We start from the raw sequence: 16008 nt of genomic DNA on the forward strand, positions 1-16008 counted from the left end.
AGGAAAGCTCCAACTAGAAAATGATAAAAAACTATCAAAAGAATATGGGGATTCATTTTAGATGAGAACGAGACAAAAGAACAATTAAACTCGACTATTTGTCGTGATTTTACCCTTGTAAGTTTTGTGGAAAATGCTATGTTGATGTAAGCAGAGACTATTTAAAAACAGGGATAGGAGCACGATTATGACAACACAAAAGTTTGATGCGACTCCAACGCCAAATGAAGCGATGAATTTAGACGATATTTCTGCCGAGAAAGTAAAAGAAGCATGGAAAGATTACGAAGCTAAGCCTGAATATAAAGAATTCAATAAGCATGATCTGATCGAATCTATGCAAAGCTCGCATGAAGAACCGGATACATCTGAAAAAGTTTAAATGCTAATCTAAGTAATTAAGTAATAAAAAAGCGCTCAATTTGAGCGCTTTTTTATTAAAAGTCATTATTTTAATAAAGGTGGAACGGCTTCGTAGTTAAGTTCTACGCGGCGATTTTCTTTCCAAGCATTTTCATCATGCCCTGCATTAATCGGCATTTCTTTACCATAGCTTACGGCTTCTAATTGTGTTGCTGCAACACCATTGGTGATTAAGAAGCTTTCGACCGCTTTGGCACGACGTTCACCCAAAGCCATGTTGTATTCGCGTGTACCACGTTCATCGGTATGACCTGTTAAAGCCACTTTCGAATTTGCATTCGCGACCAGAAATTGTGCATGGGCTTGAAGCGTTTGGTAATCGTCATTGGAAAGATCACTGCTGTCATAGTCAAAATGCACCACACGTTTTGCTAAGAATGCTTTGTTTGCGGCAGTTACACCTTTTGAAGAAGCACCCGCTAAGTTTTGAGCATTGAGTGCCGCATCTTCACTTAAACCTTCGGTACTTACTGTACCCGCACTGTTCGGGTTTTGACCTGCTTGAATTTCAGCAGCAGGTTTACGGCTTGCACAACCTGTCATAACTAAGGTTGTTGCAAGCACAGGAAGGACCAATAATTTTACTAATTTCATTTTCATCTCCATGATCATCATTGCTTTAAATTAAATTGTTATTTAGGTGCCCAAGCTGGCTCACGAACTTCACCTTGTTCACTGGGTAAATTCATGCGGAAACGACCATCCAGTGACATGATGGATAATAACCCACGATTACCTTCACGCGTTGCATACACCACCATTTGCCCATTTGGAGAGAAACTTGGTGATTCATCCAAACTGGTTGGGGTCAGAATGTTGGTAATCCCTGTATTGATGTCTTGAATGGCAACTTTGTAATTGCTACCACTTGGACGATGGACCAGAGCGATTTTTTTACCATCGGCACTTAAAGTACCCCGTGCATTAAATGCGCCACGGAAAGTGAGGCGTTTACTTGAATCATCAGCAAAATTATAGCGATAAATTTGTGCTGAACCACCGCGATCCGAGGTAAAAATAAAGGATTTACCATCTGGGGCATAGCGTGCTTCAGTATCAATTGCACTATCATTGGTCATACGCTGTAAGGCACGCGTTGTTAAGTTCATTTGATAAATTTCAGGATTGCCATGCAAGGATGCGGTAAACAACATGCTTTGACCATCTGGGGAGAAGCTAGGTGCACCATTTAAACCACGGAAGCTTGCGAGTTTTTCACGTTGTCCTGTCGCTAAATCTTGTACATAAATTGCAGGACGCTTGGTTTCAAAAGAAACATAGGCAATTTTCTTTGCGTCTGGTGTCCATGCAGGTGACAGAATGGGATCACGTGAAGTCAGAATTGTTTTGGGTTGTTCGCCATCGGTATCGGCAATTTGTAAAGTATAACGTTGTTCAGGTGTGGCTGGGTTACGTAATACATAAGCAATACGACCACTAAAGTCACCTGCAATGCCTGTCAGTGCTTGATAAATGGCATCACTAATCATGTGTCCAGCTTGGCGAATACGTGAAGCTGGAACTGTAAGTAACTCGTTGAGTAGATATTGTTGTTTTTCTACATCATAGAGTTGATAGTGAACTTCAAAGCTGCCATTTTCAGTTGTTTTGACTGTACCTGTGACTAAATAGGGAACACCCGCAGTTTTCCATGCCTCTGCATTTGGAGCATTCATACTTGCAGTTGCAGGTAAATTTTTTGAAGCACTTGAAAATTTGCCAGAGCGGTTGAGGTCACTTTCGACAATCGGATAAATATTTTGGTCATTATTGAAGGGAATAATGGCAATTTTAGGTGCTGCTTCTGGTGCTTTAGCAATTTCTAAATGCAGTTGGGCATAAGATTGGGTGGCTAAAACTGGGCTTAATGCTGTCAAAATGGTGAGGCAAAGTAGATGTTTACGCGTCATTTCCGTCATCCGCTACGTACTCTAAAAGATGTGAATTATTGTGAATTCGGTTGTGTCACATAATGGCATGATTTTAAATTATTAAAAGTACATCATTATGTCAAAACTGTTATAAGACTGTGAAAGATGAATGAAATATCATCATCTTTGCTGAGCTTAAATTCAATGTTAAATAGCCACATCAAATTGAATTGATATGGCTGTTTTTTTATTTCGCTGTAAAGCTAGAGGTAAATGTTCTGGCTTCACGTCGGGCATCTGGATCCGACGGCATTGGATAAGGTGCCGCCGCACGTACAGCAGCCTCTACACTGGCTTTCATATCTGGATCACTTGAGTTCACAATGACAGATTGAACTGCACCACTGTCGCTTAAAGTCACACGCGCAGTGGCTTTCTGGCCTGATGAACCGTTTGGAATATCCCAAGCGCGTTTAACTTTATTTTCAAAATCACGCTTTGCAGTGGAAGCAATTTTCTTCGCTTCTGCTTTTTTCGTGGCAGCTTCTTCTGCGGCTTGTTTTGCAGCCGATGCTTTAGCTTCTTCAGCCGCATCCGCTCGGGCTTTTTCAGCAGCGTCAGCTTTGGCTTTGTTCGCAGCATCGGCTTTGGCTTTATTAGCAGCGTCAGCTTTGGCTTTATTAGCAGCGTCAGCTTTGGCTTTATTAGCAGCATCAGCTTTGGCTTTATTAGCAGCATCAGCTTTGGCTTTATTAGCAGCATCAGCTTTGGCTTTATTTGCTGCATCTACTTTAGCTTTTTCAGCAGCATCCGCTTTAGCTTTATTAGCAGCATCGGCTTTGGCTTTATTAGCAGCATCAGCCTTGGCTTTATTAGCAGCGTCAGCTTTGGCTTTATTTGCAGCGTCAGCTTTGGCTTTGTTCGCGGCATCAGCTTTGGCTTTGTTCGCGGCATCAGCTTTGGCTTTGTTCGCGGCATCAGCTTTGGCTTTATTCAAAGCATCAGCTCTAGCTTTTTCAGCAGCATCGGCTTTGGCTTTATTAGCAGCATCCTCTTTAGCTTTAATTGCAGCATCAGCTTTAGCTTTATTAGCAGCGTCGGCTTTGGCTTTGTTTGCGGCATCGGCTTTAGCTTTTTCAGCAGCGTCGGCTTTGGCTTTATTCGCAGCATCGGCTTTGGCTTTATTCGCAGCATCGGCTTTGGCTTTATTCGCAGCATCAGCCTTGGCTTTATTTGCAGCATCAGCTTTAGCTTTTTCAGCTGCGTCAGCTTTAGCTTTATTTGCAGCATCCGCTTTAGCATCAGCGTCAGCTTTGGCTTTTTTAGCAGCTTCAATCTTGGCTTTATTTACAGCATCAGTTTTAGCTTTTTCAGCAGCTTGTTGCTCTGCTTGACGCAATGCTTCTGCTTTGGCTTCTTGTAGGGCTTTATTTGTATCAGGTTTTGGGGTTATAGGTGAGGGTGGTGCAACTGGAATAATCGGCGCGGGTTCAACACTTGGTTCCGCTGTTTGTTGCACTTGTTCTGCAACTTTTTCATGTGCTGTTTCTGCTGAATCTGTTTGTTCTAAAGGCACAGGTTCAGGTGGGATTAAATCTTCTGGCGTGATTAAAACCATTTTAATTTGTTTAGGGGGTTCGACAGGTTTACTCATACCTAAAAAAAGTAAGCCAGTGATAGCCACCACATGGACCGCAACGGTAAATCCAAGCGCAATGGTTTTTTCTTTAGCTGGTGGCTTTTTGAAATCTTTCATACTTTATTCTAAAGGCTGAGTGAGTAAGCTAACTTGTGTTAAACCGGCATCTTGAAGACTAGACATTAAAGCCATGACATCTCCATAGGGACGAGTGTTATGACCGTTAATGACGACATTCAGTTCTTTATTATCATTTTTGGCTTGTGTTTGTGCTTCAACGAGAACATCAGTTAACTGCGTAAGATCAACTGGACCCGTTTTTTGGCTTTTATATTCCACATAATAAAGACCATCTTTATCCAAAGTGACGATGGTCGGTGCATCTTTAGATTCAATCGGATTACCATTGGCTTGGGGTAAATCCACTTTAATCCCACTGGTGATCATGGGTGCAGTGACCATAAAAATAACTAAAAGTACCAGCATTACGTCAATATAAGGAACGACGTTCATCTCACTTTTTAGGGGTTTTTTGACACGCTCAAAGCGTCCAGAACGTTGAATCGCCATTAGTCATTTTCCTGTGTAGAACTCACAGTTTGACGTTGTAATAGCGCCACCATTTCTTCAGCAAATAATGCACGGTCTGAATAGACGGTTTCACCTTTTGCTGTGTAATGGTTAAATGCCAATACCGCAGGAATGGCAGCAAATAAACCAATAGCGGTTGCAATAAGTGCCTCAGCAATACCCGGAGCAACTGTTGCAAGTGTGACTTGGTCAACATCTGCCAGACCAATAAAGGCATTCATAATGCCCCAAACCGTACCGAATAAACCGATATAGGGTGCAACAGAACCAATACTGGCCAATGCGCCTAAGCCTTTTTCCAGTAAACCTTGGTCACGACTTAAACCGACACGTAAAATACGTTCAGTACCTTCAATAGTTTGCTGGGTGGTTGCTTGAAATTTTTTGAGTTTAAAAAATTCACCAATGCCTTGGTAGAAAATATCTTCTAAACCAGTACGTTTAGAATTGAGTTGTGCGTTGTTGTAGAGCGTATTGAGTTCAGCCCCAGACCAGAAGATTTTTTGAAAATGTTCATCATCGGCCTGGGCTTTTTTATAACTCATATGTAACTTGGCAATCAGATACCAACTGTATAAAGATGCCAGTAGCAGTACCAACATAACCAGTTGAACGACAGGGCTTGCTTGTAAAATAAGATCTGATACGTGTAAAGAAGATTCTAATTGAGTTGCCATAGTTACATTGTGCCAATAAATTTTTAGTCTTGTCCTAACTCTTTTAGAATTAGTTGACGGATTTCCTCGGGAAGCCGTGTTGGACGCATGCCGTCTACACTGATACATGCCAATTCGACTTCACCAGATGCCAGCATGATTTCACCACGATAAATATTTTGTTGCAATACAAAAGATGTTGCTTTACATGAAACAACACTTGCTGTAACCGTAATCAGGTCATCCATGAGGATTGGGCGTGAATATTTCACATTTATTTTGTGTACCACAAAGTGATAATCTTTTTGGTGCCAGTAATGTTCAACACCTGCCGCACGTAACCATTCAGTACGGGTACGTTCCATAAAGCGAATATGATTTGCATGATAGACAATGCCACCTGCGTCAGTATCTTCAATGTATACACGAATTTGAAATTCGAATTTATTCGCCATGATCTTGTTCCATTTGGGGTTCGGTTTTATATTTTAAAGCCGTACTTTTAGGGAGATTTTCATCTTTTAAAATGATGCTACTTTCGCTAAGAGTCAAGCTGTGTAATGCATTGCAGTTTAGCAGTTTGATTTTTTCCTCCAATGGCACAAGGTTTCAAATACAATTTGAAGCTATATAAAATTGTTGCTGAACTAAGATACACTCTTGCTGTTCTGGGGGAGAACATGCAATGAATCGATATATAAAGTGGTTGGTCGCACTGGCAATAGGCTATGCGCTTTGGTCGTATTGGGCGGCACCTCATTCTGGTATTCAGGATTCGACTGATTACCAAGTGGTTGATGGTGTGCATCATAGTGATCAGTTTATGATGACCAATTTGGCACCGTATGCAGGTGAGTTTCGAGTTTTGTCCAAAGAAAACTATAACTTGGGGCGTGAAGCTGAACTCAGTCCAGTCGATTTTGCTTTAGGCTGGGATCGAATGGCAGATCCTGCGGTTTATAAGCAGTTGTCAATTCGACAGAGTAACCGTTGGTATTATTGGCGGTATGAAAATGCACCGCCTATTCCTGTCAATGAAATATCAAGTCAGAGTGCCAATACGCATTTAATTCCTGCAACCAAAGCAATCGCCAAACAACTGGCTCAAATTGATCAAGATAATTTGATTTATTTAAAAGGGCAGTTGGTTGAAGTGAAGGCGCAAGACGGATGGACATGGCGTAGTTCCCTTAGCCGTGAAGATACTGGAAATGGTGCATGTGAGTTGATGTTGGTGGAAGAGGTTAGGGTAATTTCTAAGTCTTAGATCTTTTATTTGTTGAATTAAGCAAGAATATGATTTTGTGGAGAGCATAAGCTAATTGAACTTGGTTTCAGGCACTCTTTCTAATGGTGTATGTGATTAATTTTCTATATGGTTTGGTCTATTTACTTTTGACGGGACAAAAGTAACAAAATTCCGCTGTTGGATTGAGGGTATATCCTGAGCAAGCTTTAAGCACTGCTTTAAAGCGTAGCGCAAGTGAATCCAACGGGCGACATCCATGTCACCTGTCATGTGATTTTTTAAAGTGATGAATTTTTAAAAATAAAATATAAATTTATAATCAAATATTTGGAAAGAAGAAATTAGACAGTTTAAGCATGAAAGTTATTTGAGTATTTTGAAGAGGAATTCGGAAGAATTATGGAGGGAGAATAAATCTCTAATGTCAGTCAGTTAAGGGTTTTAGAAATAAAATCCTTAGTTTTTAGTTGTTCATGACGGAGTCTTATATTTTTTAAATCAAATACTTAGAGTTAATTTATTGCTTTGGATAAGCCCAAATGAGAAACTCAAAATATATTTTGAGTTCGCAAGAAAGGCATCTTGCGGCGCAGTGCGCCTCACCGCAAAACTCGCCAAATCCCTTTTATTGATTAATAAATCGCAGAAACCTTACTTTTCCAATCTTGCGGTGTATACACCTCATGCCTCGAACAGTTGCGGATGACGTTTCCGTGTATCGAATAACATCATGAATTTAAGATATAAAATGCCAGTCAATTTCTTAACTGACTGGCATTAGAGAATAAATTTCCCTTTTCTCATTTATCCTTTTGGCTCAGGTGGTGTCATCCCAAACTGTAAATACGCCATATTAGTGGCAATACGACCGCGTGCTGTACGCATTGCATAACCTTGCTGAATCAAATAGGGTTCAATCACATCTTCTAAGGTCCCTGAATCTTCTGCCATCGCCGCAGCCAAAGCTTCAACACCAGCAGGGCCACCATCAAAACGTTCTAACAACATGCTTAAATAACGACGGTCTAAAGTATCTAAACCATCTTTATCAACATTCAGCATATCCAATGCACGTTGCGCCATATCTTGGTTGACTTCGCCAGTCCCTTTGACTTGAGCATAGTCTCGCACACGACGCAGTAAACGATTGGCAATACGGGGTGTACCGCGTGCGCGACGGGCAATTTCTTTCGCGCCATCGGCAGTCATGGGAACATCCATCAAGCTGGCTGAACGTGACACAATGTGGGTGAGGTCAGCAACCGAATAAAACTCTAAACGCTGCACAATACCAAAACGATCACGTAGTGGAGAGGTCAGTAAGCCTGCACGAGTTGTTGCCGCAACCAAAGTAAACGGCGGTAAATCCAGTTTAATAGAGCGTGCGCCCGGTCCTTCACCAATCATAATATCGAGTTGGTAGTCTTCCATTGCAGGGTAGAGAATTTCTTCAATCACAGGTGAAAGACGGTGAATTTCATCAATAAATAAAACATCACCTTCTTCAAGGTTGGTCAGCATGGCGGCCAAGTCACCGGCACGTTCTAGCACTGGACCTGAAGTAGACTTTAAGTTACCACCCATTTCACGTGCGATAATATTGGCCAGTGTGGTTTTACCTAAACCGGGTGGGCCAAAAATTAAAGTATGGTCAAGTGCTTCACCACGACCACGTGCTGCGCCAATAAAGATTTCCATTTGCTCACGCACCACAGGTTGACCCACATAGTCATCGAGTGAAGTGGGGCGAATGGCACGATCAAAATGATCTTCAGGTTTTTCAGAACCACTGATTAAACGGTCTTGCATAATGATTTAGATTTACCTTTGGGGGCATCAATTGAGTCTGTGATGATTCATACAGTCTCAGATAAATATTTGAGTTTAGATGTCATTGTGCCGGCATAACTTTACTTTTGACAGATGAGCAGTATACCGCGCAAGGTAACAAAACCCTTTTGTTAAATAGAGGATACATCTTATATCCTCTGTTTAACTGGCGACATCCATATCGCCATTCGTGTATCGAATTTCGTGTAGTGTTAGATTTAAATTTTTTTATCGATTCATCGACTTTAACGCAGCACGAATAATATCACTGGCTTCAGTGAAATCTGCTTTTACTGCATTAATCAGTTTTTGTGCTTCGGCAGGTTTATAACCCAGCGATTGTAACGCAGCTTCTGCTTCGGCAACCGGTGAATTTGAATTGAACTGAATTTGAGTTGTGGTCGAGTTTACAGCGGTTGAACCTGATGCCAGTGTTTTAAAGCGATCACGCAGTTCAATCATCAAACGTTCAGCGGTTTTTCTACCCACACCCGGAACTTTAATCAGTGTATTGATATCTTCATTTTCAACGGTATGAATGAGCAGGTCGATACTTAAAGTGGACAGAATGCCTAAAGCCATTTTAGGGCCAACGCCATTTACTTTGAGGAGGGTACGGAAAATGGTTTTTTCTTGTGCATCTAAAAAACCATAAAGTAATTGCGCATCTTCACGTACGGTTAAATGCGTCCATAACGTGACTTTTTGCCCCTTTTGTAATTGGCAAAAGGTCGAAAGTGGAGTGTCCACTTCATAGCCAACGCCATTTACATTTAATAATACCGTTGGTGCTTCCAAAGCAAACACTTCACCAATGAGACATCCAATCATTTTGATTTTTTCACTTATCTATCGTTCGTTGCATAGTAGTGAGCATTTGCCATAAAGGCAAAATGCTCGGTCATTTTTTTGCTGAAATGATCAGCAAAAGTATTCAATGAAGCTGCATTATTTTAAATGCTTAAATTAAACCCGCTTTATTGCCTTGAAGTTCTTGTGACAGGTTATAGGCCTGATGATCGGAAAACTTCGAGATAATATCCAGTACCTGCATGATATTTTCATAATGGTTACTTTCAAAAGTCACACCTGCGCGCTGTAGCATCGACATTAAGCGTTGTTCTTTGAAACTTAAGGTTTTATGTGGCGTCGTCAGGGGAATAAAGGCATCCAAAATGTTTTGCAGACTTTGATGGGCAATAATCTCTAACCCTGCTTTTTGTGGATGTTCAAAAATTTTGTCGCGGGCTAAGTTCTTTGCCCGTTCAATTCCACGTTCAATATCTTCAGAACAATATTGCAATAAGCTGCCTTTGAGTTGACCGGATAAAATTTCAAAGTGATGTTTAGCAAAGGCTGTGGTGACTTCATCGACTAGACGTTTCATTACACGACCCCGTAAAGCGGCAATTTTCTGCTGCCATGTTGTGGTGGGTAGAGAAAGTTCAGAGGGTTTGCCATAGTCGGCAATCAAATCAAGGAAAATAGGCTCTACTTCTTCATAAGACAGCATATTTAAAATAATGCCATCTTCAAGGTCAATCAGGGCATAACAGATGTCATCTGCGGCTTCCAAAAGGTAAGTTAAAGGATGACGGCAATAGTGGTATTCGCCCAGTTGAATTAAACCGAGTTGTTCTGCAATCTGTTTGAGGATTTCTTTTTCTGATTGATAACAGCCAAATTTTGCCCGCTGACTGGCAGGACGATCGCCTTGAGATGCAATGGTTTTAGATAACCAAGGGTACTTTAAGTAAGCGCCTAGTGTTGCGTAAGTCAGGCGCATACCACCATCATTGGGATGATAATCAATTTTAGTCAGTAGACGTAAACCTTGTGCATTGCCTTCAAATTGGCGTACATCGGCTTGTTCTTCCGCAGTGAGTTTTTCTAGAAAGTTACCGTGTGAAGCATCGTCGAACCATTCACGAATGGCGTATTCACCAGCATGCCCAAAAGGTGGATTACCAATATCATGCGCAAGGCATGCGGCTTGAATAATCGCGCCAACATCGGCAGGGGAAATCCATACAGGTAGTTGATCTTTGATTTTTTCAGCTGCCAACATGCCCAAAGAGCGACCAATACAGGACACTTCAAGCGAGTGCGTTAAACGCGTATGAATGCCATCGTGTTGTGTCAGTGGATGAACTTGAGTTTTGCGATTCAGTTGTCGAAAACTTTGTGAAAAAATAATGCGGTCATAATCTTTATGAAATGGGCTACGTGCCTGTTCTGTACTTTGTTTTTTGCTACCAATACGAACTGTTGAAAGCAGTTCAAGCCAACGCATTTGAGTCATTTATCATTATTCAGTTATCGCTTATCAGCATCATGCCAAAAAACTAAAAAAAGCACTAGAGCAGGGCGACATGATTTGTCTTATATCTTGTCGTGTTTTTGAAGATGCTTTTAATTCGCATTTATTTGGGTTTTTATGAAAGCGTGGCAATGTTAACGGTCATTGATCCTGCATTATTTCTGGATAAGGTTCTTGTAATCAACATTATTTTATTGAATGCATAGATGAAAGGTGATGTATTCAATTTTATGTCATGGCAGTACAGTATTTTAATCTTAAGTCAGTGGAAATGATGGCCAAAACAGTCGGGTATTGACTAGAAATATGGGCTTCACAATAGCCCGAAGTATGTTAAATAATATTTAGAAACAAGATATCTATGCATCAGATATCAGGAAAATTCAAAATTTTTGGCTGAAAATTAAAGTATTCTTAAGAGATCTTGCTTGAATAGATGGCACATTCGTGAATTTCTATCTAGCTGATTTGGTCAATACGAAGTAGAATATGCGCTCTCTCTAAGTCACATTGGCGGTATGGTCCAAAAGACCTGCCCGTGGAGCCAAAATCAGCATGTTTATCGTGGCCGGTGCGCAAGCACACTCTTCTTTTAAGAAAACTCAACTCTTAAACCGCCTCGCGTCATTGAGTTCTGTTCAATCAATTGAAAGTCAATGGATTTATCTGTTTGATCAAGCGCTCAACGAGCAGCAGCATCAATCTGCATTACAACTATTAAATGATGGTGCTTCTTTTGAAGTTCGCCAAGCCGAAAGTGATGAAATTCAAATTCTTGTCACGCCGCGTTTAGGTACGATCTCTCCGTGGTCGTCTAAAGCAACGGATATTTTTGCCAACTGTAATACACCTGTACACCGCCTTGAACGCGGTGTTTTGTTTACTTTAAAAGGTGTTTCTGAAATATCTGCTGAAGTGAAACTTGCGTTACATGACCGCATGACCGAAAGCGTGTTCAATCAAATTGAAGATGCTGCTGCATTATTTTCGGAAACTGAGCCAAAACCGCTCAATTCAATCGATATTTTAGGTCAAGGCAAAGATGCATTGGTGAAAGCCAATTCTGAATTTGGTTTTGCACTGTCTGATGAAGAAGTTGATTATTTAACTGCTGCATTTACCAAAATGGGTCGTAACCCCCATGACATCGAACTGATGATGTTTGCACAAGCGAACTCAGAGCATTGTCGTCATAAAATCTTTGGTTCTGAATGGACCATTGATGGTGAAAAACAACCTTTATCATTGTTCCAAATGATTAAGAACACCTATAAAGAATCGCCTACAGATGTTTTGTCAGCCTATAAAGACAATGCTTCTGTTATCGTCGGTTATGACACGCAACGTTTTTATCCAAAACCAGATGAAAATGGTCATTACGTTTATAAATATAAGAGCCAAGCGGCTCACATTTTGATGAAAGTGGAAACCCATAACCATCCTACAGCGATTGCACCATTTGCCGGTGCAGCGACGGGTTCGGGTGGTGAAATCCGTGATGAAGGCGCAACAGGTCGTGGCGGTAAACCTAAAGCAGGTTTAACGGCATTTACCACGTCTAACCTAAATATTCCGGGCTTCGAACAACCGTGGGAAGATAATTACGGTAAACCATCTCGCATGGCATCTCCGTTGCAAATTATGATTGAAGGCCCACTGGGTGGCGCTGCATTCAACAATGAGTTTGGTCGTCCTGCGTTAAATGGTTACTTCCGTACCTTTGAACAAAATGTAAATGGTGATGTTAAAGGTTTCCATAAGCCGATTATGATCGCTGGTGGTTACGGTAACATTCGTCCTGACCATGTTGAAAAAGATGCAATCCAACCGGGTGACTTGCTCATTGTGTTGGGTGGCCCTGCAATGCTGATTGGTTTAGGCGGCGGTGCAGCATCTTCAGTAGACAGTGGTAAATTGGGTGAAAACCTTGACTTTGCTTCGGTACAACGTGAAAACCCAGAAATGGAACGTCGTTGCCAAGAAGTGATTGATACATGCTGGCGCTTTGAAGATGCCAACCCAATCGTTTCTGTACATGATGTGGGTGCGGGTGGTGTTTCCAATGCCATGCCTGAGCTGGTGAATGATCACGAACTTGGTGCAGTGTTAAATCTTCGTAAGATTCCTTCATTAGAGCCGGGTATGTCTCCAATGGAAATCTGGTCAAACGAAGCGCAAGAACGTTATGTATTGGCGATTCGTCCAAGTTCTTTGGCATTATTTGAATCGATTTGTGCACGTGAGCGCTGTCCGTTTGCTGTGTTGGGTGAAGCAACTGAAGCGCGTCACTTAACGGTTGAAGATCCATTGTTTGATAACAAAGCTGTGGATATGCCAATGCAAGTCATGCTGGGTGGTACACCACGCATGAGCCGTTCATACGAGACAATTGAACGTCAAGGCGATGACTTTGATGCATCAAAAGTTGATTTGAAAGAAGCGATTTACCGTGTTCTTAAAAATCCAACAGTAGCGTCTAAATCGTTCCTGATTACCATTGGTGACCGTTCAATTACCGGTATGGTTGCACGTGACCAAATGGTGGGTCGCTGGCAAGTTCCTGTAGCGGATGCTGCGGTAACAACTACAAGTTTAGTGGGCTTCACAGGTGAAGCAATGGCGATGGGTGAACGTCCTCCTGTTGCATTGTTAAATCCTGCTGCATCTGCACGTTTGGCTGTGGCTGAAGCAATCTCCAACATCATGTGTGCCAACATCGAACAGATCAGCGACATTAAATTGTCTGCGAACTGGATGGCTGCTGCTGGTCAAACAGGTGAAGATCAAGCTTTGTTTGAAGGTGTTAAAGCCATTGGGATGGAAATGTGTCCGGCACTTGGCATTGCAATTCCAGTCGGTAAAGACTCATTGTCTATGCGTACCACGTGGAATGATGAAGGTGTTGATAAGTCAGTCACTTCACCAATGACGGGTGTGATTACCGCATTTGCACCCGTAGGTGATGTACGTAAAACACTGACACCTGAATTGAAAAATGAAGATTCAGTATTGGTTCGTATTGACTTGTCTAAAGGTCAATTCCGCCTTGGTGGTTCGATCCTTGCTCAAGTGTATAAAGCGATTGGTTCAATCACACCGGATGTGGATAGCTTCGATGAATTCAAAGCATTCTTTGCATTGGTTCAAGACTGGAACAACCGTGGCTTAATCAAGGCTTACCATGACATCGGTGATGGTGGCTTGCTTGCGACTGTTGCAGAAATGATGTTTGCATCACGCTTGGGTGTAGCACTACAAGATCAATCTACAGACAGTTTATTTGCTGAAGAAATTGGTGCAGTGCTTCAAATCAGTGCGGCGGATTGGGAATCACTTCAAGCAGAAGTTGCCGCATCGATATTGAAAGATGCAATTGCAGTGGTCGGTACAGTCAATACAACGGATACTTTAACGATCAATGGTTTGAACTTAGACCGTGCTGATTTACAACAAGCATGGACTGAAGTATCGCATCAAATCCAGCGTTTACGTGACAATGTTGAAACAGCAGATCAAGAATATAGTTTGATTGCCAACAAAGAGCACAAAGGTATCATTGCATTACCAACATTTGACTTAAATGAACCTGTTGAAGCGCCGTATATCAATTCACGTCGTCCAAGTATGGCAATTTTACGTGAACAAGGTGTCAACGGTCATATCGAAATGGCAGCGGCATTCGACAAAGTGGGCTTCAATACTGTTGATGTTCACATGAGTGATTTGATTGCGGGTCGTGTTGATCTTGATGATTTTGAAGGTCTGGCAACGTGTGGCGGTTTCTCTTACGGTGACGTTATGGGTGCAGGGGGCGGTTGGGCGAAGTCTGTTCTATTCAACCCTAAACTTCGTGACCAATTTGAGAAATTCTTTAACCGTGATGGAACCTTCTCTTTAGGTGTGTGTAATGGTTGTCAAATGCTATCGCAATTGGCTCCACTTATTCCGGGTGCTGAAAACTGGCCACGTTTCCACCGTAACACTTCAGAAATGTTTGAAGCGCGTGTGGCGAATATCCGCATTGAAAAATCAAACTCTGTCTTGTTAGAGGGTATGGAAGGTTCGATTTTACCAATCGCAATTGCGCATGGTGAAGGTCGTGTTGTTGCAAGTAGCGAGAACATTGCTGCTTTAAATGCAGGCAATCAAGTCAGCCTACGTTATGTCGATAGCTTTGGTAACGCAACACAGCACTATCCATTGAACCCGAATGGTTCGCCAGAAGCGATTACAGGTGTAACCTCTGCTGACGGTCGTGCAACCATTATGATGCCGCACCCTGAACGTAACTTCCGTGCAATTCAGCATTCTTGGAAACCTGAAGAATGGACTGAAGATGGTGCATGGTTACGTATGTTCCGTAATGCACGTAAGTTTATTGGTTAATCTGAAGTAAATTTTTAAAGCCACCTTCGGGTGGCTTTTTTATTTGGCTGTATTTTTTTCTTTAAATTTTTTAACTCTCCTGCTGGACTTGGTTTGGATTTTGCTTTTATATTGGAGTGAAATACATTTTGTATGTTTTATGCGCAATGATGATGCAATATAGATTAAAGATGGTGAACCCAATATAAGTTCAGGATTGAATCTCGAAGTGAGGTGACACAATGCTAAAAACGATGACATATACGAGCGTTGATAAAACAGCGCTGCGTAAGAAAGGCTGGAAGCTGTTTGTGGTGGTTGTGAGTTTGCAATTGATATTTCTGATTTTAGGTTATGCCTTACAGATGTGATAGAAAAACCACCGGAAGGTGGTTTTTCTAAAAACCATCTTCTCTGGGAGATAACCACGTACTATATTTTTCTTTTAATTGCTGTTTGAAAGATTCATCCTGAATAATAAAATCTATACCTCCATCGTATGGTGAAACTATTATTTTTTTCTCAAAAGAAATGAGGAATGCTTTAACCTCATCATTTGCAATTTTTAATAATAAATCATCATGAAAATTTGGTTCCCATGTGGTTTTGAAATGTAGGGGTAAGTAGTTAAGATCGTTATCCTCACCATCATCAAAAATGATAGGGTCACTTTTATGTAAGTTTAGTATAGGTGATGTGATAAAACTATATGGAAGAGTTTTTCGCATATCGTACTTTGAATCATTTTCATTTCCATATAAATAATTCCCTGTAACAATAAAAATAGATGTTTGCGGATGGAAACAATCAGTAATGATTTGATTGTGTCGTTTCAGTAAGAGTTCATATTCTTCTTTAGTTTCAGCATATCGCTTTGAATCAGGTAAGCTATGAATGCGAAACCATTGCTCTGGAAAGTAATGTGGTAACAAGTGGGGAATAGGTATTTTTTTTGGAAAAGAGTTATTCCATAGTTGTTCAAAGGTTTGGGTCATCTTTAATTTTTGTTTATTCATAATTAATTTAATATAGCTTAGTATCAGATAAATTTTCCACTTATTAAA

The 16008-nt window shown here is 41.2% G+C and carries 14 protein-coding genes; 4 read left to right on the top strand and 10 right to left on the bottom strand.

Annotated features, from left to right (window positions below; genetic code table 11):
- Window positions 1-187 precede the first annotated feature (187 nt).
- Entirely contained in the window at window positions 188-382 is a 195-nt protein-coding gene (locus tag F994_RS01935) for an NF038105 family protein (RefSeq protein ID WP_004648338.1), read from the top strand.
- 65 nt (window positions 383-447) lie between these two features.
- Here the strand turns inward: F994_RS01935 and pal are convergent, their stop codons facing one another.
- From pal to ybgC, 6 genes are all read right to left on the bottom strand, one after another.
- Complete coding sequence (gene pal, locus F994_RS01940; RefSeq protein WP_004648339.1) at window positions 448-1017, bottom strand: peptidoglycan-associated lipoprotein Pal; 570 nt, start codon at window positions 1015-1017, stop codon at window positions 448-450.
- A gap of 38 nt (window positions 1018-1055) precedes the next feature.
- Window positions 1056-2342 (bottom strand): Tol-Pal system beta propeller repeat protein TolB, encoded by a 1287-nt coding sequence (tolB, locus tag F994_RS01945; RefSeq protein WP_004648340.1) that lies wholly within the window; start codon window positions 2340-2342, stop codon window positions 1056-1058.
- Window positions 2343-2541: 199 nt separating this feature from the next.
- Window positions 2542-4050, bottom strand: coding sequence for a cell envelope integrity protein TolA (gene tolA, locus F994_RS01950; RefSeq protein WP_004648342.1), 1509 nt, complete (start codon window positions 4048-4050; stop codon window positions 2542-2544).
- A 3-nt stretch (window positions 4051-4053) separates the two neighbouring features.
- Window positions 4054-4503 (bottom strand): protein TolR, encoded by a 450-nt coding sequence (gene tolR / locus F994_RS01955; protein WP_004648343.1) that lies wholly within the window; start codon window positions 4501-4503, stop codon window positions 4054-4056.
- Window positions 4503-5201 (bottom strand): protein TolQ, encoded by a 699-nt coding sequence (gene tolQ / locus F994_RS01960; RefSeq protein WP_004648344.1) that lies wholly within the window; start codon window positions 5199-5201, stop codon window positions 4503-4505. Before tolQ ends, tolR begins: the two co-directional genes overlap by 1 nt.
- Window positions 5202-5224: 23 nt before the next feature.
- Window positions 5225-5635: a tol-pal system-associated acyl-CoA thioesterase gene (gene ybgC, locus F994_RS01965; RefSeq protein WP_004648345.1), complete on the bottom strand. Its 411-nt coding sequence runs from the start codon at window positions 5633-5635 to the stop codon at window positions 5225-5227.
- 230 nt (window positions 5636-5865) lie between these two features.
- Here ybgC and F994_RS01970 point away from each other — a divergent pair, with 230 nt between their 5' ends.
- Window positions 5866-6447, top strand: coding sequence for a hypothetical protein (locus F994_RS01970; RefSeq protein WP_004648346.1), 582 nt, complete (start codon window positions 5866-5868; stop codon window positions 6445-6447).
- A gap of 786 nt (window positions 6448-7233) precedes the next feature.
- Here the strand turns inward: F994_RS01970 and ruvB are convergent.
- From ruvB to F994_RS01985, 3 genes are all read right to left on the bottom strand, one after another.
- Window positions 7234-8238 carry a Holliday junction branch migration DNA helicase RuvB gene (gene ruvB / locus F994_RS01975; RefSeq protein WP_004648347.1) on the bottom strand — a complete coding sequence of 335 codons (1005 nt, stop codon included), beginning with the start codon at window positions 8236-8238 and terminating at the stop codon, window positions 7234-7236.
- A 249-nt stretch (window positions 8239-8487) separates the two neighbouring features.
- A complete protein-coding gene (gene ruvA, locus F994_RS01980; RefSeq protein WP_004648348.1) occupies window positions 8488-9090 on the bottom strand; it encodes a Holliday junction branch migration protein RuvA in 603 nt (200 codons plus the stop codon).
- Window positions 9091-9220: 130 nt separating this feature from the next.
- Window positions 9221-10561 carry a deoxyguanosinetriphosphate triphosphohydrolase gene (locus tag F994_RS01985; protein ID WP_004648349.1) on the bottom strand — a complete coding sequence of 447 codons (1341 nt, stop codon included), beginning with the start codon at window positions 10559-10561 and terminating at the stop codon, window positions 9221-9223.
- Window positions 10562-11134: 573 nt separating this feature from the next.
- Between F994_RS01985 and purL the strand changes: the two genes are divergently transcribed.
- Entirely contained in the window at window positions 11135-14965 is a 3831-nt protein-coding gene (purL, locus tag F994_RS01990) for a phosphoribosylformylglycinamidine synthase (RefSeq protein WP_004648350.1), read from the top strand.
- 233 nt (window positions 14966-15198) lie between these two features.
- The gene (locus F994_RS17925; protein WP_265103317.1) at window positions 15199-15315 is read left to right on the top strand and encodes a KGW motif small protein; all 117 of its coding nucleotides are present in this window, start codon (window positions 15199-15201) and stop codon (window positions 15313-15315) included.
- A gap of 27 nt (window positions 15316-15342) precedes the next feature.
- On the opposite strand, the gene F994_RS01995 is transcribed toward F994_RS17925, so the two are convergent.
- Window positions 15343-15960: a DUF3885 domain-containing protein gene (locus F994_RS01995; protein ID WP_004648353.1), complete on the bottom strand. Its 618-nt coding sequence runs from the start codon at window positions 15958-15960 to the stop codon at window positions 15343-15345.
- Between the last annotated feature and the right edge of the window lie 48 nt (window positions 15961-16008).

Origin of the sequence: Acinetobacter bohemicus ANC 3994, from assembly GCF_000367925.1 — a bacterium.
Lineage (GTDB): Bacteria > Pseudomonadota > Gammaproteobacteria > Pseudomonadales > Moraxellaceae > Acinetobacter > Acinetobacter bohemicus.

Coding starts and splice junctions, on each gene's coding strand:
- F994_RS01935 (WP_004648338.1), top strand. CDS start 188: ATGACAACACAAAAGTTTGATGCGACTCCAACGCCAAATGAAGCGATG.
- pal (WP_004648339.1), bottom strand. CDS start 1,017: ATGAAATTAGTAAAATTATTGGTCCTTCCTGTGCTTGCAACAACCTTA.
- tolB (WP_004648340.1), bottom strand. CDS start 2,342: ATGACGGAAATGACGCGTAAACATCTACTTTGCCTCACCATTTTGACA.
- tolA (WP_004648342.1), bottom strand. CDS start 4,050: ATGAAAGATTTCAAAAAGCCACCAGCTAAAGAAAAAACCATTGCGCTT.
- tolR (WP_004648343.1), bottom strand. CDS start 4,503: ATGGCGATTCAACGTTCTGGACGCTTTGAGCGTGTCAAAAAACCCCTA.
- tolQ (WP_004648344.1), bottom strand. CDS start 5,201: ATGGCAACTCAATTAGAATCTTCTTTACACGTATCAGATCTTATTTTA.
- ybgC (WP_004648345.1), bottom strand. CDS start 5,635: ATGGCGAATAAATTCGAATTTCAAATTCGTGTATACATTGAAGATACT.
- F994_RS01970 (WP_004648346.1), top strand. CDS start 5,866: ATGAATCGATATATAAAGTGGTTGGTCGCACTGGCAATAGGCTATGCG.
- ruvB (WP_004648347.1), bottom strand. CDS start 8,238: ATGCAAGACCGTTTAATCAGTGGTTCTGAAAAACCTGAAGATCATTTT.
- ruvA (WP_004648348.1), bottom strand. CDS start 9,090: ATGATTGGATGTCTCATTGGTGAAGTGTTTGCTTTGGAAGCACCAACG.
- F994_RS01985 (WP_004648349.1), bottom strand. CDS start 10,561: ATGACTCAAATGCGTTGGCTTGAACTGCTTTCAACAGTTCGTATTGGT.
- purL (WP_004648350.1), top strand. CDS start 11,135: ATGTTTATCGTGGCCGGTGCGCAAGCACACTCTTCTTTTAAGAAAACT.
- F994_RS17925 (WP_265103317.1), top strand. CDS start 15,199: ATGACATATACGAGCGTTGATAAAACAGCGCTGCGTAAGAAAGGCTGG.
- F994_RS01995 (WP_004648353.1), bottom strand. CDS start 15,960: ATGAATAAACAAAAATTAAAGATGACCCAAACCTTTGAACAACTATGG.